The sequence below is a fragment of the Halomicronema hongdechloris C2206 genome, from assembly GCF_002075285.3.
In the GTDB taxonomy this organism is placed as follows: domain Bacteria; phylum Cyanobacteriota; class Cyanobacteriia; order Phormidesmidales; family Phormidesmidaceae; genus Halomicronema_B; species Halomicronema_B hongdechloris.
Genome location: NZ_CP021983.2, coordinates 3,177,209 through 3,196,892, shown reverse-complemented (window position 1 = coordinate 3,196,892; position 19,684 = coordinate 3,177,209). Strand labels below are relative to the sequence as shown.

16 protein-coding genes are annotated in these 19,684 nt (G+C 52.8%); 7 read left to right on the top strand and 9 right to left on the bottom strand.

The features are described from left to right. Positions 1-157 precede the first annotated feature (157 nt). Positions 158-1,939: a mechanosensitive ion channel family protein gene (locus XM38_RS14520; RefSeq protein WP_080808647.1), complete on the bottom strand. Its 1,782-nt coding sequence runs from the start codon at positions 1,937-1,939 to the stop codon at positions 158-160. A gap of 295 nt (positions 1,940-2,234) precedes the next feature. Between XM38_RS14520 and ribD the strand changes: the two genes are divergently transcribed. Continuing rightward, positions 2,235-3,308: a bifunctional diaminohydroxyphosphoribosylaminopyrimidine deaminase/5-amino-6-(5-phosphoribosylamino)uracil reductase RibD gene (gene ribD / locus XM38_RS14515; protein ID WP_225889474.1), complete on the top strand. Its 1,074-nt coding sequence runs from the start codon at positions 2,235-2,237 to the stop codon at positions 3,306-3,308. 65 nt (positions 3,309-3,373) lie between these two features. Here the strand turns inward: ribD and XM38_RS14510 are convergent, their stop codons facing one another. The 3 genes from XM38_RS14510 to XM38_RS14500 all read right to left on the bottom strand — a co-directional run bounded on the left by XM38_RS14510 (position 3,374) and on the right by XM38_RS14500 (position 6,890). Beyond that, positions 3,374-3,763, bottom strand: coding sequence for a thioredoxin family protein (locus tag XM38_RS14510; RefSeq protein ID WP_080808641.1), 390 nt, complete (start codon positions 3,761-3,763; stop codon positions 3,374-3,376). A gap of 337 nt (positions 3,764-4,100) precedes the next feature. After that, positions 4,101-5,795 carry a 2-isopropylmalate synthase gene (gene leuA, locus XM38_RS14505; protein WP_080808637.1) on the bottom strand — a complete coding sequence of 565 codons (1,695 nt, stop codon included), beginning with the start codon at positions 5,793-5,795 and terminating at the stop codon, positions 4,101-4,103. Between the two features lie 471 nt (positions 5,796-6,266). Further along, on the bottom strand, positions 6,267-6,890 hold the full coding sequence (locus XM38_RS14500; protein WP_080808634.1) for a sigma-70 RNA polymerase sigma factor region 4 domain-containing protein: 624 nt from the start codon (positions 6,888-6,890) through the stop codon (positions 6,267-6,269). Between the two features lie 243 nt (positions 6,891-7,133). Between XM38_RS14500 and XM38_RS14495 the strand changes: the two genes are divergently transcribed. Continuing rightward, positions 7,134-7,619: a peptidoglycan-binding domain-containing protein gene (locus tag XM38_RS14495; RefSeq protein WP_080808630.1), complete on the top strand. Its 486-nt coding sequence runs from the start codon at positions 7,134-7,136 to the stop codon at positions 7,617-7,619. A 206-nt stretch (positions 7,620-7,825) separates the two neighbouring features. On the opposite strand, the gene pyk is transcribed toward XM38_RS14495, so the two are convergent. Beyond that, positions 7,826-9,613, bottom strand: a complete 1,788-nt coding sequence (gene pyk / locus XM38_RS14490) for a pyruvate kinase (protein ID WP_080808627.1) — start codon at positions 9,611-9,613, stop codon at positions 7,826-7,828. Between the two features lie 278 nt (positions 9,614-9,891). Here pyk and crtR point away from each other — a divergent pair, with 278 nt between their 5' ends. Then, a complete protein-coding gene (gene crtR / locus XM38_RS14485; RefSeq protein WP_080808625.1) occupies positions 9,892-10,797 on the top strand; it encodes a beta-carotene hydroxylase in 906 nt (301 codons plus the stop codon). A 263-nt stretch (positions 10,798-11,060) separates the two neighbouring features. Here crtR and aroH read toward each other — a convergent pair whose 3' ends face one another. Continuing rightward, positions 11,061-11,465 (bottom strand): chorismate mutase, encoded by a 405-nt coding sequence (aroH, locus tag XM38_RS14480; RefSeq protein ID WP_080808729.1) that lies wholly within the window; start codon positions 11,463-11,465, stop codon positions 11,061-11,063. A 272-nt stretch (positions 11,466-11,737) separates the two neighbouring features. Then, positions 11,738-12,577 (bottom strand): signal peptide peptidase SppA, encoded by an 840-nt coding sequence (gene sppA, locus XM38_RS14475; protein WP_080808622.1) that lies wholly within the window; start codon positions 12,575-12,577, stop codon positions 11,738-11,740. Between the two features lie 234 nt (positions 12,578-12,811). Between sppA and XM38_RS14470 the strand changes: the two genes are divergently transcribed. The 3 genes from XM38_RS14470 to XM38_RS14460 all read left to right on the top strand — a co-directional run bounded on the left by XM38_RS14470 (position 12,812) and on the right by XM38_RS14460 (position 16,788). Further along, a complete protein-coding gene (locus tag XM38_RS14470) occupies positions 12,812-13,867 on the top strand; it encodes a DMT family transporter (RefSeq protein ID WP_088430236.1) in 1,056 nt (351 codons plus the stop codon). A 423-nt stretch (positions 13,868-14,290) separates the two neighbouring features. Beyond that, positions 14,291-15,670 carry a peptidoglycan-binding protein gene (locus XM38_RS14465; RefSeq protein ID WP_080808616.1) on the top strand — a complete coding sequence of 460 codons (1,380 nt, stop codon included), beginning with the start codon at positions 14,291-14,293 and terminating at the stop codon, positions 15,668-15,670. 8 nt (positions 15,671-15,678) lie between these two features. Continuing rightward, the gene (locus XM38_RS14460) at positions 15,679-16,788 is read left to right on the top strand and encodes a glycosyltransferase family 4 protein (protein ID WP_225889319.1); all 1,110 of its coding nucleotides are present in this window, start codon (positions 15,679-15,681) and stop codon (positions 16,786-16,788) included. Positions 16,789-16,882: 94 nt separating this feature from the next. Here XM38_RS14460 and XM38_RS14455 read toward each other — a convergent pair whose 3' ends face one another. Together XM38_RS14455 and XM38_RS14450 are read right to left on the bottom strand one after the other, a co-directional pair. Beyond that, complete coding sequence (locus XM38_RS14455) at positions 16,883-17,833, bottom strand: YihY/virulence factor BrkB family protein (RefSeq protein WP_080808613.1); 951 nt, start codon at positions 17,831-17,833, stop codon at positions 16,883-16,885. 17 nt (positions 17,834-17,850) lie between these two features. Continuing rightward, positions 17,851-18,912 (bottom strand): META domain-containing protein, encoded by a 1,062-nt coding sequence (locus XM38_RS14450; protein ID WP_187329416.1) that lies wholly within the window; start codon positions 18,910-18,912, stop codon positions 17,851-17,853. A gap of 107 nt (positions 18,913-19,019) precedes the next feature. Between XM38_RS14450 and XM38_RS14445 the strand changes: the two genes are divergently transcribed. Beyond that, positions 19,020-19,673, top strand: coding sequence for an HAD family hydrolase (locus XM38_RS14445; protein ID WP_088430234.1), 654 nt, complete (start codon positions 19,020-19,022; stop codon positions 19,671-19,673). Positions 19,674-19,684: the final 11 nt, after the last annotated feature.

The following is a 19,684-nucleotide window of genomic DNA, read 5'->3' as shown; positions in this document are numbered from 1 at the left end:
TTGATTTCGCACATTGGCACTAAAACTATGGATTCTATTGGCTGGATAACTGTAATGGGGCGAGTGATCCCTGGCTATGGAGTAGCCTCTGGTCAGGCCAGCGATCATTGAGTAACCCTGCTGGTTTCCCATTCAGCTCAGGTGACATGTCCAAGTCTTACTGATGGTTCTGGGTCGCTGATGATCTGACCTCTGAGGGGGAGAGGTCAGAATGGGCAACACGCCCATTTCCATCGAAATTCCGGAAATGGATCACCTGCTGAGGGACGCCGATGCCAATACCAGCTTGTTCGAAGGCAATTTTAAGGCGACGGCGATATTCCCGAGCGACATCCCATTGTTTCAGAGGTCGAGTTTTAATCCAGAGGCGAATGGTCGCTCCAGCATGATCGAGTTGGTCAACGCCTAGCAGCAATGGTGGTTCTAATATCAGTGACCCCCAGGACTCATCTTGGCCCATAGCGTCGGCGACCTGTCTGACGATTAAGAGGGCCTGATCTAGATCAGCTGTTAACGCCACTGGAATCAAGAGATCGACGCGAGACCACTCCTTGGATAAGTTTTGTACGATGGTGACTTGGCTATTGGGAATGGTAATCAGGCGACCTTCTTCGTTGCGGAGCTGGGTAATACGCAGGTTCATGGTTTCGACAAATCCTGCCACCTCACCGACGACGATGACGTCTCCAACGCCGTATTGATCTTCTAATAGAATTAAAAACCCATTAATGATGTCTCGGATTAAGTTTTGAGAGGCTAGGGATATGGCTAAACCAACGATGCCGGCCCCTGTGATTAAAGGACCTACTTGAAATCCAAGCAGGGTTAACCCCATGAGCAATCCAATCGTCAGGATGATAAAGTCTACGATACTCTTGGCGACTTGAGAGAAGGTAGAAAAGCGGAGAGCGAGGCGCTCGGAGGGTTCAGGGGCTAATCGTGACCCCTCTTGCAAAGTAATAAAAAGGCGATCAACCCAGAGATTACTGAGGCGAATCAGCCAATAGACGATCAGGCTTAATAGGGTTAGCCTAAACGGCAATTTCAAGCCATTGAGGATGACGTGCTGCAGCCACCGGGTATAGGGGAAGAGGCCCAATAAAATAAAGCCGCCGCCTAGCCATAGGGCTATCTGCCCTAATCGCAACAGTCCCCGTTGTAGATCCAAAATACCCCGTCGTTCCCGGTTGACCATTTGTTGTCTGAGGGCAGTGGCGAGGTGGTCGTTGTCGAACTCGATCGTTTCCTTGTTGGCAAGGGCTTGTTTTCGACTCTTGAGCGCTGCTTGGAAGCGCGTCAGCAGATAACTCGTCACAGCCAGGGCCAGTAAGATCGCGGCCGCTATTTTGCTCTGGCGCCACAGGAAGGCGGGCTGGCGTTGTTGGACATAACGCAGCAATGCTCGTTGAATAACCCGGGTTAATTCATTGGCTCGAATTTCCAGGTTGTTCATCCCTTGGAGTTGGGCGTCTAGGGCAGTCACGGTGAAGAGAAAGTCGCCGTTGACATAGATGATGGGCTGGTTACTGCTGGACTCTAGCTCCCAAGTGACGTCTAGGGTTTGGGCCGTGAGCTGGCGACGGGCGAGTTCCCGCAATCGTTCTTCGATCTCTTGGGCTCGCTGATCGGCGGATAAGATGTCATTGGGGCGATCATTCGGGTCGATGACTGGAGCCGCCACAAAGAATAGGGTGCGTCCATCTAGGCGTACGGGAGCTGAGACAACGTCTCGTTCTTCACCAGCCAGTAGTGCGGGGACATCCGATGGTGTTAAGTCTTCTAGGGAATGCAGTAGGGGTAGCGATGGGGCTACTGGTGTACTTTCGGCCTCTTGCGCCTGCAGCCAGGAGGGATGACTCGTAAAGACCAGGAGGATCGTGACTATCGCTAGCCACAGGTAGCGCTGCCAGGTTGTCCAAGGTGATGGTTTTCGTTGCATGGTGTAATCACTCCCCCACTCACTGCATGCATCCTTACCCAGCTAGAGTTGATTTGGGAAGGGTAATCCAGGAGTGATATTGGTCACCACGTTTCAAAGTGTACGCATTTCGCAATAATAAGCAACACTATCCCTGATTGTGGCTGGACCATGACAGGATGCCGTTGTCGATTATCGTCTATGGATGCTGGGTTGAAGATAGCTGGCTGCAGCAATGGCCACCGTTGGAGAGCATTCTACAGCACCTGTGAAGGAGGAAGGGGACTTGACAGCTGAGTGGGGTGACGAAGCATGGATGCGGCGCTGCTTGGTGCTAGCTGGGCAGATGGCTGGGAAAACGGCTCCGAATCCTCTGGTAGGAGCTGTGGTGGTGAGAGAGGGACAGTTGGTTGGAGAAGGGGCTCACCCCGGGGCTGGACATCCCCATGCTGAAGTATTTGCCCTGCAGGCTGCCGCTGACCAGGCTCGGCGGGCAACACTCTATGTCAACCTAGAACCGTGTAATCACTATGGTCGCACTCCTCCCTGTACAGAGGCCATTTTGCAGGCGGGGATTGCTCGTGTCGTGGTGGGCATGGTGGACCCGGATGAGCGGGTCTCAGGCCAGGGGATTGAGCGACTACGCCAGGCGGGGGTTGAGGTGACGGTCGGTGTTGCGGAGGCCGATTGTCAAAAAATCAATGAAGCATTTGTGCATCGCTGTGTGTATCGTCGGCCCTTTGGCATCTTCAAGTACGCTATGACATTAGACGGCAAGATTGCCACGTCTACTGGCCATAGCCAGTGGATTAGCGGTCTTGCGGCTCGCACTGAGGTGCATCGTCTGCGGGCAAGCTGTGATGCGGTGATTGTGGGGGGCAATACGGTGCGCCGTGATGACCCATTATTGACGAGCCATGGGGTGTGCGATCGCAACCCCTGCCGCATCATCATGAGTCGCCAATTGAATTTACCAGAGACTGCCCAACTGTGGGATGTGACCCCTGCCCCGACCCAGGTATTTACCCAGGCCGATGTTCCCCCGGAGCGCCAGCAGGCTCTCATGGAGCGCGGCGTAGAGGTCATTGCCCTGCCAAGGCTAACTCCCGCAACGGTGATGGCTACCCTATACGGGCGTGGTTACTTATCGGTGTTGTGGGAATGTGGCGGTACGTTGGCGGCCCAAGCCATTGCCGATGGCAGCATTCAGAAAATCTGGGCCTTCGTTGCGGCCAAAGTCATTGGTGGCCAAACTGCCCCGGGACCTATCGGTGATCTAGGCATAGATCACATGACTCAAGCGATTGCCCTGAAGTCTTTCAGCTGGCATGCAGTCGGTTCAGATCTCTTACTGGAAGGATACCTGCCGAATACCCTGCCGCAGAAATAACACCTCTATTGAGCAGGATTTCCCTGTCTGCCTCCCCTAGGTCCTTTTACGTCTGCTTGGGTGTACTAGTCAGATCGCCCGCGAGTATACGGATAAATTGGTGTCAAATTAGCGATATACCCTTCCATCTCACGGCTACGCATAAAGGCGTCCAAGACCATGCGCAAATCATCTTTGCCCCGGAAGGTGTCTAGGCGCTGATAAAGATGGCCATGGTCAAAGAACATGAGGGTCGGTAACGTCGTAAGGCGATAGAAATTGGCGAGTTTTAGGTTCTCATCCGCATTAATATCTATCAACCGAATGTAGTCGTGCCATTCACTCTGGAAGTGCTCTAGCACGGGCGAGATCATCTTACATAAACCGCACCAGGGTGCCCAAAAATGAACTAAGACAGGAGTAGATGACTCCATTACCTCTCTCTTAAAGGTGTTTTCGTTAACAGAAATTGACATATCTACTTTAAAGGTGCCTAGATATCCGTAAACTTCCCTTTGGGATCATTGTACAAGGACAAGAGAGCACTAGTAAGTCTATCTAGAATTCTGTTGTTGACGTCCCGTAACATAGACGACAAAATCTGAAAAATAAGTATTTATACTCTTGATTATTGCTGGGGACATCGCGGCAAGGGAATAGGTATTTTAGAGCGCGTTTATGCTCTCATTCCCTAGGATTTGTTTTGGCTCTATAGGGTTTTCTGATAGTGATTGTAATCGGGCCCGCGCTAATCAGGCCCGCGCTAGGGAAGTCTTAAGGGAGCTCCCCTGGCACGGGTAGATTATGGGGTCATCAGGAATAGGCTTGAGCTAGTAACTGCTGACGCTGCTCTGATGGTAGGCGACCTAATCCTCGATTGACTGCACTCAGCACCGCTAAGAGCGAGGCGGTGACAATACTACTGTGAATGCCAACCCCATGGACTGGCGACGTTAACCAGTCGGTGGCGATTTCGACACATGCGATCGCATCGGCCTCACTCCCTTGACTCAAAGAGCGCTCCTCATAGTGATGCACTCGCACCCCTAGATTCAACGCATGGACAAAAGCATCAATAGGGCCATTACCATTCCCTTCGATGGTGATCGGAGAGTCTTCCAACTCCACCGCTGCCATCATCGACGGTTGCACGACATCATCGCGCCAATGATGCAACACATATTTGAAAGGAGCGGTTGCCTGCAGATATTCTTGCTCAAATAGCTGCCAGAGATCTGCCGACGTCATCTCGCGCCCCTGCTCATCCATTGCCTGCTGCACTACTCGGCTAAACTCAATCTGTAATCGGCGCGGCAGACTCAATTGATAATCTTGCTCTAGCAGAAACGCAATTCCCCCCTTGCCCGATTGGCTATTAACCCGCACCACCGACTCATAGGTACGGCCTACATCAGTCGGATCAAGCGGTAAATAAGGCACCTCCCAAGGAGTTCCCGGCTGCTGAGCCGCTAAGCCCTTGCGAATGGCATCCTGATGCGACCCTGAAAACGCCGTAAAGACCAAATCCCCCACATAGGGATGTCGCGGATGAATCGGCAACTGAGTGCACTCTTCTACCGTGCGAGCCACCTCATTAATCCGGGAGAAATCCAATCCTGGATGAATTCCCTGAGTATAGAGATTTAAGGCCAGGGTGACCAGATCCACATTGCCAGTGCGTTCTCCATTGCCAAACAGACAACCCTCCACCCGGTCAGCTCCAGCCATTTGGGCCAATTCTGCAGCACCAATACCACTGCCCCGATCATTGTGGTTATGCACACTCAACACCACCTGTTCACGGTAGGCTAAGTGTCGATGCATCCATTCCACCTGATCGGCAAAGATATTGGGAGTCGCCACTTCCACCGTAGCCGGCAGATTAATAATCGCCTTACGCTCTAGGGTTGGTTGCCATACCGTTAACACGGCATTACAAATGTCCCGGGCAAAGTCCAACTCCGTCGCCGTAAACGTCTCCGGTGAATACTGGAAGCGCCACTCCGTCTCTGGGTGTGCTGCTGCCAAAGAGCGCATTAGTCGAGCTGCCGTCACGGCTAACTCAATTGTGCGTTGCCGCTCCCGTTGAAACACTACCCGCCGAAACAATGGTGATGTGGCATTGTAGACATGGACGATGGCCCGTGCTGCTCCCTGCAATGCCTCAAAGGTGCGCCGAATCAGATCTTCTCGAGCCTGGGTCAACACCTGAATCGTGACATCCTCTGGAATCCGCTCCTCTTCGATCAGCTTGCGAACAAATTCAAAATCCGTTTGAGAGGCCGCTGGAAACGCTACTTCAATCTCCTTAAAGCCAATAGCTACTAGGAGCTCAAATATCCGTAACTTACGCTCCACTGACATAGGCTCAATTAGGGCCTGATTGCCATCGCGTAGATCAGTGCTAAGCCAGATAGGCGGATGAGTAATCACCTGATTAGGCCAGGTACGGTCTGGTAAGGCCACTGGTACGACAGGACGATATTTGGTTTCAGGTTGACGTAACATCAGTGTCAGCTCCACGGGGTAACGTAGTCAAAAATCAGGCCATCGCTATGGCGTAGCTGCCTTAGCAGTAGTAAATTCGGACCTATTCTTCGGGACACCAGTCGACAACAATGATCCCTCTAAATCATCCTGAACCAGCACTTCCCGAAGCGATTAACCAGAGTCAATCCTTACTCAGCTCCAAGCCACCTCGAAGACAGTTGCGCTTTAGAGGCACACCTCTGAGCTAAGCTCGACGAAAATATATTCAGGGCTATTAGCCTTTATGTGAAAAATCTATCTGCGCCCAAGGCGCAGCAGCAGCCTTAGCTCCAACAGGAAGCTGGCGACAACGTAGCGTAGTAGTAACTGCTGGTGCACCATGAACGAAACGTATAGCCTTTGGAATCCTAGCCCTGACACAGACTAGCGGTCAACCCCCCCACCCATCAGCCAGGAAGACTAAAGTGACAGCAACCGGTCACGGCTCCATCAGTCCATGACACGGTGAAAGATATTGCGTAGACGTTTCTTGGCCCGAGATCCCCGCTGTCGCAACGTAACTTCATGGGGAGCGTCTCGTCCTTGGCGTATCAACCACTGCCGAATTTGCCGCCAAGACCATCCTTCTACTGTTCTGAGATAAAGCAATTCAGCTGCCTCGGGCTCTTCATCTCGTAGTTGCTCCATCGCCTGATGCAGCGCTTCAATTTCTGCCTCCAGGATAGAACGCTGCACTGGACCTGGCCGTTGGTCAGACACCAAAGCCGCCACAATGCCAGGATCAGTTGCCCTAGCCCGTTGTTTACGTCGGCGTTCACGAATGACATTGAATCCCGTGTACTTCAGCCAGGCATGGGGATTGTAAATGACCAATCCAGCCTGGAGTTGTTTCTTACCTCGCAAATAGGCTTCATTCAAAATTTCGTAAGCTTCTACCATGGGAGATAGCCGATTCTGTCTGAGACTGCGCTCTATAGCTGTCAGTACAGAATAGGAGTACGGATTTCCCTTGCCTAGAATTTCATCTAGAGCATGGTCTAAAACGTCCTGCGGCGGTGACTCAAACGGTAACGAAACGCCCTGACACCGCTGATTCTCTTCAAATTGAGTCATATATCCGGCGAATGCAATAGATACCTGACAATAAGTGAATCAAATAGTCGCAGTGTGACAGGCTAATATATCTAGTTCCCTCAACCGTATGCATCCAAATAGTCGGTTTCCTCGAGAGCTAGAGGGTTCCCTTGAATCAACCTTCCAGATTAGCTAGAGACATGGTTTATATCGTCACACTCCGCCAGGACACATCACTAATATCCTAGACCTACCCTGGGAACGCTTACAGGAGAACAGATTATGAACGACATTACTGAACCAGCCACCATGACATCCTTTGACTCTCAGGACTTTGTCGGCCAGTTGATACAGGCATCCACTCGCTACACTACTACCCTGCAGGAGTATTGTTACCTAGCGATGCAACCAACCTTATCGGCAGCCGACGAAGATTACCTGGCCAATATTTTGGCGCAAGCAACCCGCGATCCCCTGTTGAGTTTTTGGATTGACGAAGCGGATCACTTTATAGCTCACCAACTCGGGCTCATTGATGAAGCCTTTATCGCTCAACAACAGGGTAAATTACGGCGGGCCATTAGCCAAACCTGGATAGATACCCTCTGGAGCAATCTGCAAAACCGCACTAAGGCCCTACAAGCCTATCTGCAACGCCTAGGATTTTATCAAGGAGCGATTGACGGCATTGAAGGACCCTTTACTCAAGCTGCTATCCGAGCGTGGCAACAGCAAGGATCAGATGACATGGGGCTTGTGGGTAGCTAGGCAGCCTCCCTGACAGGCTATGCTGATATTGGACTTACTGAAATGCTCAACCGATACAGCGTTGAGCTGCCAAAAGGATAGGGGGCGAGGAAACAGGCTGTGTTGTCATGCTTTACAGAATTGGTTTGGCCACCGCCAAAAAGCCCGAGGCGATGGCAAACCAATTAGTCTCTCCCTAGACCTAGCAATTGAGCTAGCCACTTTCTTCACAGAGTCGTCACTGGTTCATGCTTAACTGGCCCGAAGGCACCAGAGTAGACTAGACCCCGCCGGGTATCCAAGGTCAGAATAGTGCCGTCCCTAATAATTTCTGTAGCATTTTCAACACCAACAATGACAGGGACTCCCAATCGCAGACCAATCACTGCGGCATGGCCTGTCAGACTATCGTCTTCGGTGATAATACCACCGGCCCGGCGGATAGCATCGACGAAGTCGGCACTTGTGCGAGGGACAACCAAAATCTCGCCCGGGTTAAAGTGGCTCACCTCTAAGCCGCTGTGGGCAACCCGAGCCCGACCACTGATCGAGCCCTCACCGATACCAGTTCCTCGTCCCAGCACTGCCGTCACCACATCTACCTTGATTAAATCGGTGGATCCGGAGACACCCTGTAATGTGCCCGCTGTCATTACAACCAAGCCGCCTTCTTGCAATAGTCCCTTTTCCTGAGCCACATTCATGGCTGAGTGAAAGGTCTGGGTTGTCGAGGGTAGGTCAAGCACTAACAGTGGTCGCACTCCCCATACCACTTGCAGTTGACGGGCAACTTCTACATGGGGAGTAACGGCCAAAATCGGAGTTTGAGGCCGATATTTTGATACATTTCGAGCCGTTGCTCCCGTTTTAGTCAGCGTCATGATTGCCGAGGCCTTTAATTGGGCAGCGATGCGGGCTACGGCTTGGCTGATGGCATTGGGAATAGAACGGGCACCAGCCGCCTCTTCCATGGGAGGACGGGAATTTTCTTGCTCCGCTCGCATGGCAATGCGAGCCATAGTCGCTACAGCCTCTACGGGATAGTTACCCACGGCTGTCTCATTGGAGAGCATGACTGCATCCGTGCCATCTAGAATGGCATTGGCGACATCAGATACTTCAGCCCGAGTAGGGCGGGGATTGTTGACCATACTGTCTAGCATCTGAGTGGCTGTGATTACTGGAATCCCTAGGCGATTGGCCGTCAAGATCAATCGCTTTTGCAAAATAGGAACTTCCTCTGCCGGCAGTTCTACCCCCAAATCACCCCGGGCTACCATAACACCATCGGCTAGGGACAAGATTGCCTCCATTTGCTCAATCGCTTCATGTTTTTCGATTTTGACAATGACAGGCACCCGCTTATTGGCGTTGGCAATTAGCTCTTTGATCTCTAAGACATCTTGGGGATTGCGGACAAAGCTTAAAGCCACCCAATCGACTCCTTGGTTCAGGCCAAACATCAGGTCGCGACGATCCTTTTCTGTCAATGCCTTGATGGACAGATAGACCCCTGGAAAATTGACCCCTTTGCTGTTAGATAGCTTGCCGCCCACGATCACCTGGCAGTGAAGTTCCTTCTGCTCTAGATCGACGGTTTTGACTACCATTTCTACTCGGCCATCATCCAGGAGAATTGTGGAGCCGACGGGAACTTCGTGAACTAGGGGCTCGTAGGTCACTGAGCTAATCTGCTGATTGCCAGTCAGGGGACGGCTAGTCAAGACAAATGGTTCCCCCTTCTTGACTTGAACGGCTCCCTGCTCAAACTGCCCCAGACGGATCTTAGGACCTTGTAAATCCTGCAAAATCCCGACCGGTTGATTTAGCTCAAAAGAGATCTGACGGATCAAGCGGATGCTGCGTTGGTGAGTCTCATGATCTCCGTGGGAGAAATTCAGTCGCAGCGTAGTAGCTCCCGCCTCAATTAACGCACGCAGGACATCTGGATGTTGGGTAGCGGGACCAATGGTCGCTACGATCTTGGTTCGGCGGAGGGCACTGCGCAGTTGCATAGGCGTCCAATAGCAAGAGGGGTATGACGAAGATTCCAAATTGCGGAAGCTAGCCGCGATGCAAGGCAACTGGGATAGTAACACGATTGTTTGACCTGGAGATGCTCCTGGTTCTAGAGGTCACCTCAACCTAGGGGATAGCCCCATCACTTCTATGGTCGTGGTATCCGCTAAGGTGAGCGATGATGGTGTTAGCCCCTGAGCTGCCGTCACAAAACTTTATTAATCTCGCATCGTAGCGTATACTACCGGAGACTAGTGTGTAGGAGTAATGCACAATGTCGGCGGCAGCCGAATCTCTGACCATTTCCAAGGCAGTCCCTTCGGAATTGTTGAAGGCAGATGGTGGATTAAGCCTCAACCTGCTGATGTTTCTAGGCGCCGTAGGACTGATAACCGTTTCCTCTCTTGGCTATTTCCTTTGGGATCTCCCTGGCTGGTGTGTCTTCTTCATGAATGTGCTGTCGCTGCATCTAGCGGGCACGGTTATCCATGATGCTTCTCACCATGCAGCCCATCGCAGTCGATTCTTGAATGCGGCTTTAGGCCATGGCAGTGCTCTCTTGCTAGGGTTCTCATTTCCAGTGTTCACGCGGGTGCACATGCAGCACCATGTCCATGTGAATGACCCTGAGAATGATCCAGACCACTTTGTTTCGACGGGCGGACCGTTATGGCTGATTGCCGCTCGTTTCTTCTATCACGAAGTTTACTTCTTTCAACGCCGCCTTTGGCGCCGCTGGGAACTGTGGGAGTGGTGTCTGGGGCGCTTAGCCGTAGTCGTGCTGGTGATTGCGGCCTGGCGATTTGACTTTCTAGCTTATATATTTAATTTTTGGTTTTCTCCGGCATTAGTGGTAGGGATTGCCTTGGGGCTCTTTTTTGACTATTTGCCTCATCGCCCCTTCAAGGAGCGAGATCGTTGGAAAAATGCTCGGGTCTATCCCAGTGGGGTACTGAACCTGTTGATCATGGGTCAGAATTATCATTTAGTCCATCATCTTTGGCCCTCTATTCCTTGGTATAAGTACAAACCAGCCTATGAGGTCATGAAGCCTTTGCTGGATGCTAAGGGTTGTCCTCAATCCTTAGGACTTTTCCGAGGGAAGGATTTCTTTGGTTTTCTCTATGATGTGTTTCTAGGGATTCGGTTTCATCACAGCCAGTCTAAGAAGAAGTCTTAACTGAAGCGGCTCAGCCTTGATAGATAGCCAAGTCGGGAAGAGTTGACTAGGCCAGGGGCAGGTCTCAGTAAGCACTCAGTTCTTGCTTGGTTTCAGGCTGCTGAATTGCTGACTTGAGTGAACATTTTTGCAAGCTTCACCGAGTGGATTACACCGATGTTTTAGATCGTGGCTACAGCTAAAGACACACAAGATAAACCTTACCCTGTGAAAGCCATGGATGTAGCTCCATAAACTCGATTTGCGAGCAATGCTGTAAGGACTTAATCACGACTAGAGGGTGTGAGAGTAATGGGGGAAATACTCCAATCGGGTCGCAGATCTTTGGCGCCTCGCAGGTAGATGTGCTGTACCTCGGCATGGAACGCGGGTAATTGCGCGTGAATCAATAAGCGAATACAGCGGGGTAAGCTACCTTCCACATGCATCTGCTGTACATCGAGTAGAGGCACATTATCCCAGTGAGGACGCTGTCTAGCAACGGCGGCTGGAAAAATTGCATCGAGATCGCGGGTGACTGAAAAGGTGGCACTAATGATGCAGTTGGGGTCAAGGTGATTCCGGGTTTCCAGGATCTCTAAGAGTTCGTGAACGGCATCTCCAATTGCTTTGGCTGTGTTATCTGGAACCGTAATTGCTCCACGAATCGCCCGAACTTGCCAGTCCACACTCAATTCCTCCACTCGCTTTTACCAATGAATGATTGTCCAGGGGTGATTATCAAGGGAACGCTATTAGGGGTACCGACCGAAATACTACGTCTTAGAATCTATTCGACTTAATCCTAGCAGAGAGCCTATTCGCCCCTGGACAAGTCCCGGTAGTTATTACAGTTGACTGAATGGAGATGCCCACCCCAAGCTGGACTGCATCGGAGCCAATATCGCAGGCTATACGGTTGGGTCGCATTGGTCAGGGCATGGTGCTTTCAAGCAGGGGACTAGGGTCGATACAACCATAGGGGTAGACCACTGGTCGTCAATTCAAAGTCTAGCCAGTCTAGGGAAGATTGCACTTGATTAAGAATGGGTGGTGTGGCTAAACTCTCTTGCCGTCCTGGAATCAAGCGAGTCCATAGGGGTTTTCTATCTTCTAGGGTGATGCAGGCGGCTTTGTCGGGGTCTAGGCCGGCTAACTCAGCAGCCCACCGCTGAGCGCCATATTCGCTACCGAGGCGATCGACAATACCCAGATGCTGGGCTTGTTCGCCAGTAAAGATGCGGCCATCGGCGAAACTCTTCACGGTCTCTTCGCTGAGGCTGCGAGCCTCTGCAATGGTTTTGACGAACTGGCTATAGCTGACGTCAATGAGCTCTTGCAGAATAACCTTCTCCGAGGGGGTTAGTTCGCGGTCGAAGGCCAGGATATCTTTGTAGGGGCCTGACTTAATAACCTTGAAGGAGACTCCAACTTTGTCTAGCAGGCGTTCTAGGTTGTTGCCCCTAAGGATGACGCCAATGCTGCCTGTGATAGTGCCGGGATTGGCCATAATATGTTCGGCTCCCATGCCAATGTAAACGCCCCCAGAGGCGGCAATATTGCCGAAGCTGGCAACTATCTTGGTCGTTTTCCGCAGGCGCGTAAGTGCACTGTAGATCTCTTGGGAGTCGCCAACGGTACCACCGGGGCTATCGATGCGGAGCAACAGAGCTGGAAATTTGCGCTCTTCTACTTCTTTGAGGGCCTTGAGCACCCGTTTGCGCATGGAGGTTGCGATCGCACCAGCAATCTCGATACGAGCAATAGACTTACGGACTCTCGGCTTAAATGGCCAAATCATAGACTAGGTATCGATGGACAAATAACAGCAAGGCAGTCATACAGCATTGACCGGATGGCATGGCAGACGATTTATCAAGGTGCTCCTGAGAGCCCTGCCCTGCATCAGCGGATGACAGCCATTGTACCCAGCTCTTAGACCTTCATGAAACTGGCCCTATGACGCCCTCAATGGTGTGATCCATTAACATTCCTTAAGATAAGCCTAGGAAAGCCTTAATATCGGACTGTGCCCATGGATTCAACTGCAACACCATCCCGCCCGATTAAGGGACTTGCCTTAATCGCCCCATTTTTTCTCTGGGGCACGGCCATGGTGGCGATGAAAGGAATCATTACCACGACGACCCCACTTTTCCTGGCATCCCTACGCCTAATGCCAGCCGGAGTCTTAGTGTTGTTGGCAGCGAGCTGGATGGGGCGTCCCCAACCCAAGTCTTGGCAAGCCTGGGGCTGGGTACTGGGCTTTGCTGTTATTGACGGCTGCTTATTTCAAGGATGTCTGGCCCAGGGTTTAGTGCACACTGGGGCGGGTCTGGGCTCGGTGATGATCGACTCCCAACCCTTAGCCGTAGCCTTGCTGGCCCGATGGTTATTTGCTGAACGCATCGGTTTACTGGGGTGGTTGGGGCTAACAATAGGGCTCCTGGGAATCAGCCTGCTGGGGCTACCCGACGAATGGATCTGGACTTGGTTAGGGGGACGTTTTCCGACCTTAGATGGCGCCATCGGTCAGCTATCGGTGCAAGCCTTCCTCACCCATGGGGAATGGTTGATGTTACTGGCAGCCCTATCCATGGCCGTGGGAACGGTAATGGTCCCTTACGTGGCCCGACATGCGGACCCCGTAGTAGCCACTGGCTGGCATATGGTGTTGGGTGGACTACCGCTACTAGCTTGGTCCGTCTTCAGTGAGACAGACCAATGGCAATACCTAGATTGGTCTGGTTGGATGGCAATTCTCTACTCCACTGTGTTTGGCAGTGCCTTAGCCTATGGCCTGTTTTTCTATTTGGCGGCCCAGGGTAATCTCACCAGTCTGAGTGCCCTCACCTTTCTAACGCCAGTGTTTGCCCTGCTCTTTAGCAACCTGTTCCTAGCAGAGGTCTTGAGTTGGCTGCAGTGGACCGGTGTCAGCCTGACCCTAGTGAGTATTTACCTGATCAACCAGCGAGAGACTTTGCTGCAGTGGATACGACAATGGCTAGAGCCTCCCATAGAGCCCTTGGCCGAGCCAGTGTCCCTGGACTCTGACCCTAGCGAAACCTCCTCCCTCAAATCCGGCAGGTGACGCAGAAACAGCTGCCTGCTCAATGTTTCTAGCCTCTGTTGCAATTCATAGCTTCTTCACGTGCTTAAAGGCACCATGAGGTTCCCCCCTGACTTCTAGATTCGTCATGCCAATCCCTGGAGTGTCTTACCGCTTTGAGTTAAGTTAAGCTGAGATGCCGTAGCTGACAGAACAATCGGGCGTTGTCTTGACATCTGCTCAGTGGTCAGCCTAGTTAAGGGGCCAGCCCCTGGTGATGGCCGCCTAAGCTGCTAGCCGAACCATAGGTATGCCAGGATATGGCAGGTGTTGTGCAATATCGCAATGCCTCTCCGAGTCCGGCAAACATCAGTAAAATCTCAGGTGGGCAGCCCATGATGTCAGTGCGTAGCATAGCAATAGCAGTGCATACGCTTTGGGAGGCGGAAGGAAGGTAATCAAGGCATGGTCCAACGTTCGACTCTACTCGCCACAATTTGTCTGGCTGTTTTTGGGAGTCTGCCTGAAGGGATTGCCAATGCCTCCCTAGCCATCAATACTGATGCAACAGTCGCATCGGCATACGAGTTAGCCCAGGCATCTCCCACTGAGCCAACAGCCAATCCAAACGCCCCGGCATCACCCGAGGGAATTTTGCTGGCTCCCGGAATGAAGGGCAATGAGGTGATGCTCTTACAACTGCAACTACAGCGGTTGGGGTTTTACAGTGATGCCGTCGATGGGATCTATGGACCGGCAACCCAAGAAGCCGTCGCTGACTTTCAGCGAGAGATTGGGGTGTCTCCTACCGGCGTCTTAGACCAACTGACCTGGCAACGGATTCAATCTCCTCAATTCGTGCCATCGACGGAGTTACCGTCTGGGGACGAATCGACTGCATCGCCGCCAGCTGCAGACACCCCCACTGACACTGCACCGCCTGAAGAGACCTCTCCCCCGGCGACAGAGGCTCCTGCCCCCACGACCTCTACCGAATCGGAAACCGAATCAGAATCAGAAACTGCAGAAGCGCCCTTGGCTGCAGAGGAGGCCGAGGCTGCTCCTGCCGCAGAGAACGGTAATCCCTTTACCTGGCTGATGCTGGGATTGCTAGCCCTGCTGATTATCGTCAGTGGTGGCATCCTGCTGGTCCTATTCTTGCGACGACCTCAAAAGCTTTCAGCGCCAGCAACGAAGGCCAAAGCCGACACCTCGGTCAACCAGTTACCCAGTGCTGCTGCCGCTGCGGGTAACGGAACTACTGAGCCCAGCCTCCAGGGACAAAATGGGGCAGCAGCAAACCCCAAAACCCTGCTGGCTGATGCGTCGCCTCGCATGAGTCGGGTTAATATTGTCAATGAATTAATCGAAGAGCTAGCCAGCCCTGATGCAGCTAAGCGCCGACGAGCCATTTGGGAACTGGGGCAGCGGGGAAACTCTACTGCGATTCAACCCCTAGTGAATTTGATGCTAGATGCTGATTCGAAGGAGCGCAGCTTGATCCTAGCTGCTCTGACGGAGGTTAGTACCCGCTCGCTGAAGCCGATGAATCGAGCTCTGGCTATGGCCCTACAGGATCCCAATGCCGAAGTCCGTCAAAATGCCATTCGGGATCTGACCCGGATTTACGACTTAATGGGGCAGGCCAGTCAGATGCTAAGCCATGTGGTCGCTGAAGATAGTGATGCTGAGGTAAAAGATACGGCTCGGTGGGCCTTAGAGCAATTAGGGCGGATTCGCCAGCTAGCAGGAGTTGATTCTACCCTCACTCTCGGCAGTACTCCTCAGCCGACGGAACAATTGCAAGCAGTAGAGGATGAATCTGAGCATCCTACTCCATCCTAGGGCAGCCAATGGAAAAAGATACCGATTCCATGGCAAGGGCACCGCTACGATTGCTATTACTATCGACTCCCGTCGGTCCGTTGGGCTCTGGGTTAGGCGGTGGGGTGGAATTGACCTTGAACGTTCTCAGCCAAGAGCTGGCTCGGCGAGGGCACACGTTGCGATTGGTAGCCCCGGAGGGATCCACTCTGGGAGCTATGGCCATTGAGCAGGTGCCGGGGACCTGGCAGCCGACGGCCCACACCCAGGGACCGCAGGTGCCGATCGTCTTGCCCCCAGACTCAGTGCTGGCAGCCATGTGGGACTATGGCCGTCAGGTGCAAGCTGACTATGATCTATTGGTGAATTTGGCCTACGATTGGTTGCCCTTCTATTTGACCCCCTTTTTCCGGCGTCCCATTGCCCATTTTGTCAGTATGGGATGTCTCAGTGATGCTATGGCAGCAGCAGTTACCACGGTGGGGGAGCGATTTCCTGGTACCCTTGGTGTTTATACTCGCACCCAAGCAGCTACTTTCCCGCAGCCAGATCAGTTTCGCTGTCTTAGCAGCGCCGTTGATCTGACTTGCTATGAATTTTGCGGCAATCCGGGGCCAGAGTTAGTCTGGTTAGGCCGTATTTCTCCGGAGAAGGGCTTGGAGGATGCGGTGGCGGCGGCAGCCCAGAGTCAAATGCCCCTGAAGATTTTGGGTAAGTTAGAAGACCAGGCCTACTGGGATCATATTTGCCAACGCTATCCCCAGGCTCCCATAGAGTACTTGGGGTTTTTGCCTACCCACCAGCTGCAGGCAGTAGTGCGGCGGTGTCGGGCCTTGCTGATGACCCCGCGTTGGCTGGAAGCCTTCGGTAATGTCGCCATTGAAGCATTGGCCTGTGGGGTGCCGGTGATTGCCTATCGCCGTGGCGGTCCGGCCGAGATCGTGCAGCAGGGCAAGACGGGGTGGCTGGTGGAGCCAGATCACGTGGCTGGCTTGGTGGATGCGATCGCACGTCTTGATCAGCTCGATCGCCGTGCCTGTCGCCAGCAAGCCGAGGCCGAATACTCCCTCTCGGCCCTAGGGAATCGCTTTGAAGCCTGGTTCCGAGACATTTTGGCTCGCTATGGGACTGACAAGTAAGTGGCAGGAGGCGTTTAGGTGGCAGTGTCAGCGAGTGGTGGCCTGAGACCGTAGTTCTCAAGCCAAGTACCGTCGTCTATGAAGCCACGATCTTTTAAGTCAGGGAATCCACCCTCTCGCCGTCAGATACAGACGCTGATTCGGGATCCATGGGAGGTGGGCGACGACTGCCGAAGAGGCGAGCATAGACATAGGTCAGTTCGCCGCCGAAGAAAAAGACCTGGCTGGTGAGGTAAATCCACAGCATCAGTACCATCACCCCCCCAATCACCCCATAGGAGCGAAAACGACTACCTAGGCTAATCACACTGTTACTAATTAACTGCTGCAATCCCACTAGCAGCAACGCCGTGACCAAGGCCCCGAGCCAGATATCCCCCCAAGCCACCCGGGTAGAGGGCAGTACCTTGAAGAGCACCATCACCACCAGCGTCAACAGGACAAATGATACTCCCCATTGCAACCAAGGCAACAGGGTGACCTGGTCAATGGGAGGAAGCGCCAGTTGGGAGCTGAACTGCTCTAGGATGGCCAGGAACATATCGATGGCGATATTGAGCAGCAGCGATAGAAAGATCAAGCTGGTAGAACTGAGCACAAGAATGAACGCAAATAGACGCTGCCAGACCACATTCACGACTGCCCAGACAATATGCCCGCGTTTGCCCAGAGAAGACTCCGTCCGCCAGATCTTATCGAAGGAACGACTGAGGGCACCAAAGAAACCGCTAGCCGTAAACAACAGCACGATGAAGCCGACGATGCTGGCCCCAGTGCTATCTTCATGCAACCGCAACAGGGTCTCCTGCACCACCTCAAAGGCATCTGGTGGTAAGGCTTGGCTGGTAAAGACAATAATCTGGTTGTAGGCGTAGGTATTGGGGCCGATAAAAATACCGACAATGCTGAGGATGACCAGAATAATGGGAAACAGCGAAAATAAAGCGTAATAGGCTAGCGCCGCCCCCATTGATAAGCAGTCGTCCTGTTGCCACTTCAGGCAAGTGCGGCCAATTAGCTTAACCCACCGTGACTTCCAGGGCATAATTTTCCAGTGTTCCCCTATAATCCATTGCTATTCTCAGCGACGCTCCCCGACAAATTACCCGTTGTTTCCTCCTCCATGGGAACAATTTGCCTAAAACTAGCAACCCGTTTCCCCTGGTCTGTTTTGAGATCTAACTGGTTACCACGCACCTCAAAGCTGGCAGTGACCTCTAACCATTCTAAAAATAATGTTTCCTGGGTCATAATTCCCTCAGGCTGGGGGCAGTAGCGACGTCCCAGCATTGGGGACTGGATGTGAAGCTGCGACGCCTGCCGTTCATAGGTCGCCATGAAAGGATTACAGCCAGCAAACCCAATGGCCCCCCCCTGATTGTCAAAGATAAGGGTTACCCGGCTTTGCCGCAGAGGCGGTACCCAGTTCCCCTGGTGATCCACCAATCCCCGCAACTCCCAGAGTCTATAGGCTAAGGCTGGCCCAGAAGCCACCTGGGCATGAAACGTCAACAGCGGGGTATGGCTGGCATCCAGTAACTGTAATTCACGATTCTCCACCTGAAAATGGACTGTCCTGGTCAGGGCATTGAGATAGGCTACTTCCTGAGCCATATAGCCTGGTTCAGGACAGTAAAACAGGGTAGAGCTGTCAACCGTTAGAGTGAGGCGCTGGGATTGGCGCTGATAGTTCCCTTGAATATCGTTGCAACCGGTGGTTCCGCGCATCTGATTCGGCAAGGCAAACTCCAGGGTGAGGGTCGTGCTCGGTAAAACCTTTACCACCTCTCCAGCTGACGTGTAATACCTATGCAACTGCCAAAGATAGGCCTCTAGAGGCCCCGGAGCCAAAGATTGCTCGATGAGCTCTACCAGAGTCCAGGCCGTGGTTTCTGCGTCCGGGGGCCGCACCTGTAGCTGGTAGTGGTAACCCGCTGCATAGGTGAAGCCGGCAATCGCATGGGGCCACAGGCTGTAATGGGATTGGGGTACCTGGCGAACCAGCAAGCAATTGCCATCAGCAGCCTGAAAACAGGGCACTTGTTCAGGACCAACCCATAGATTAATTGGGGATGCCATGGTCGGTTGAGCCCAAGCCATGGCAATGGTTGAGCATGCTGTCATCGTGAGTAATGGTGGCCATCCCCCAGCCATGGACGATGCTCCCCTACGATTATTCCTGTATTCCTGCTGCTACCTTATCAAGGAGAGGGCACACGCTTGGGGAAACTATGCTACAGGCAATTTTGTTCGATTTGGACGGGACCTTAGCCAACACCGATCCGATTCACCGTCAGGTCTGGCAGGCAGTACTGCATCCCTATGGAATCGAAGTGAATCCAACGGTTTATCAGCAGACCTTTAGTGGTCGTCTTAATCCCGATATCTTGCAGGATCTATTGCCTCATCTGTCTTTGGAGCAACGGCAACAGCTGAGTCAGGCTAAGGAAGCCGAGTTCCGTCGCCAGGCCCGGGCCCAATTACGGCCCTTACCAGGGCTGATAGAGTTGCTGGCCTGGAGCAAAGCACACTGCTTGCAGGAGGCCATTGTCACCAATGCTCCCCGCGCCAATGCGGAATTCACGCTGCAGACCTTGGGCCTGACAGAGCGATTTGCAACGGTGATCTTGGCCGATGAGTTGCCCCGGGGCAAGCCCGACCCCCTGCCCTATCAGGAAGGACTGCGACACTTGCAGGTGTCGCCGGAGGCCGCGGTAGTCTTTGAAGACTCGCCGTCGGGTATTCGATCTGCGATCGCAACTGGCATTCTCACCATTGGGGTTGCCACCACCCATGAGCCTCAACACCTCTACGACCTAGGGGCCACCCTAGTGATTTCAGACTTTACTGATGCTCGTCTGTCCCAGTTAGGGCTATTGTGCTAGCCCATGGGTTC

Excerpts from the sequence above, each read along its gene's own strand:
- XM38_RS14520 (WP_080808647.1), bottom strand. The coding sequence starts at position 1,939 with ATGCAACGAAAACCATCACCTTGGACAACCTGGCAGCGCTACCTGTGG.
- ribD (WP_225889474.1), top strand. The coding sequence starts at position 2,235 with ATGCGGCGCTGCTTGGTGCTAGCTGGGCAGATGGCTGGGAAAACGGCT.
- XM38_RS14510 (WP_080808641.1), bottom strand. The coding sequence starts at position 3,763 with ATGTCAATTTCTGTTAACGAAAACACCTTTAAGAGAGAGGTAATGGAG.
- leuA (WP_080808637.1), bottom strand. The coding sequence starts at position 5,795 with ATGTTACGTCAACCTGAAACCAAATATCGTCCTGTCGTACCAGTGGCC.
- XM38_RS14500 (WP_080808634.1), bottom strand. The coding sequence starts at position 6,890 with ATGACTCAATTTGAAGAGAATCAGCGGTGTCAGGGCGTTTCGTTACCG.
- XM38_RS14495 (WP_080808630.1), top strand. The coding sequence starts at position 7,134 with ATGAACGACATTACTGAACCAGCCACCATGACATCCTTTGACTCTCAG.
- pyk (WP_080808627.1), bottom strand. The coding sequence starts at position 9,613 with ATGCAACTGCGCAGTGCCCTCCGCCGAACCAAGATCGTAGCGACCATT.
- crtR (WP_080808625.1), top strand. The coding sequence starts at position 9,892 with ATGTCGGCGGCAGCCGAATCTCTGACCATTTCCAAGGCAGTCCCTTCG.
- sppA (WP_080808622.1), bottom strand. The coding sequence starts at position 12,577 with ATGATTTGGCCATTTAAGCCGAGAGTCCGTAAGTCTATTGCTCGTATC.
- XM38_RS14470 (WP_088430236.1), top strand. The coding sequence starts at position 12,812 with ATGGATTCAACTGCAACACCATCCCGCCCGATTAAGGGACTTGCCTTA.
- XM38_RS14465 (WP_080808616.1), top strand. The coding sequence starts at position 14,291 with ATGGTCCAACGTTCGACTCTACTCGCCACAATTTGTCTGGCTGTTTTT.
- XM38_RS14460 (WP_225889319.1), top strand. The coding sequence starts at position 15,679 with ATGGAAAAAGATACCGATTCCATGGCAAGGGCACCGCTACGATTGCTA.
- XM38_RS14455 (WP_080808613.1), bottom strand. The coding sequence starts at position 17,833 with ATGCCCTGGAAGTCACGGTGGGTTAAGCTAATTGGCCGCACTTGCCTG.
- XM38_RS14450 (WP_187329416.1), bottom strand. The coding sequence starts at position 18,912 with ATGACAGCATGCTCAACCATTGCCATGGCTTGGGCTCAACCGACCATG.
- XM38_RS14445 (WP_088430234.1), top strand. The coding sequence starts at position 19,020 with ATGCTACAGGCAATTTTGTTCGATTTGGACGGGACCTTAGCCAACACC.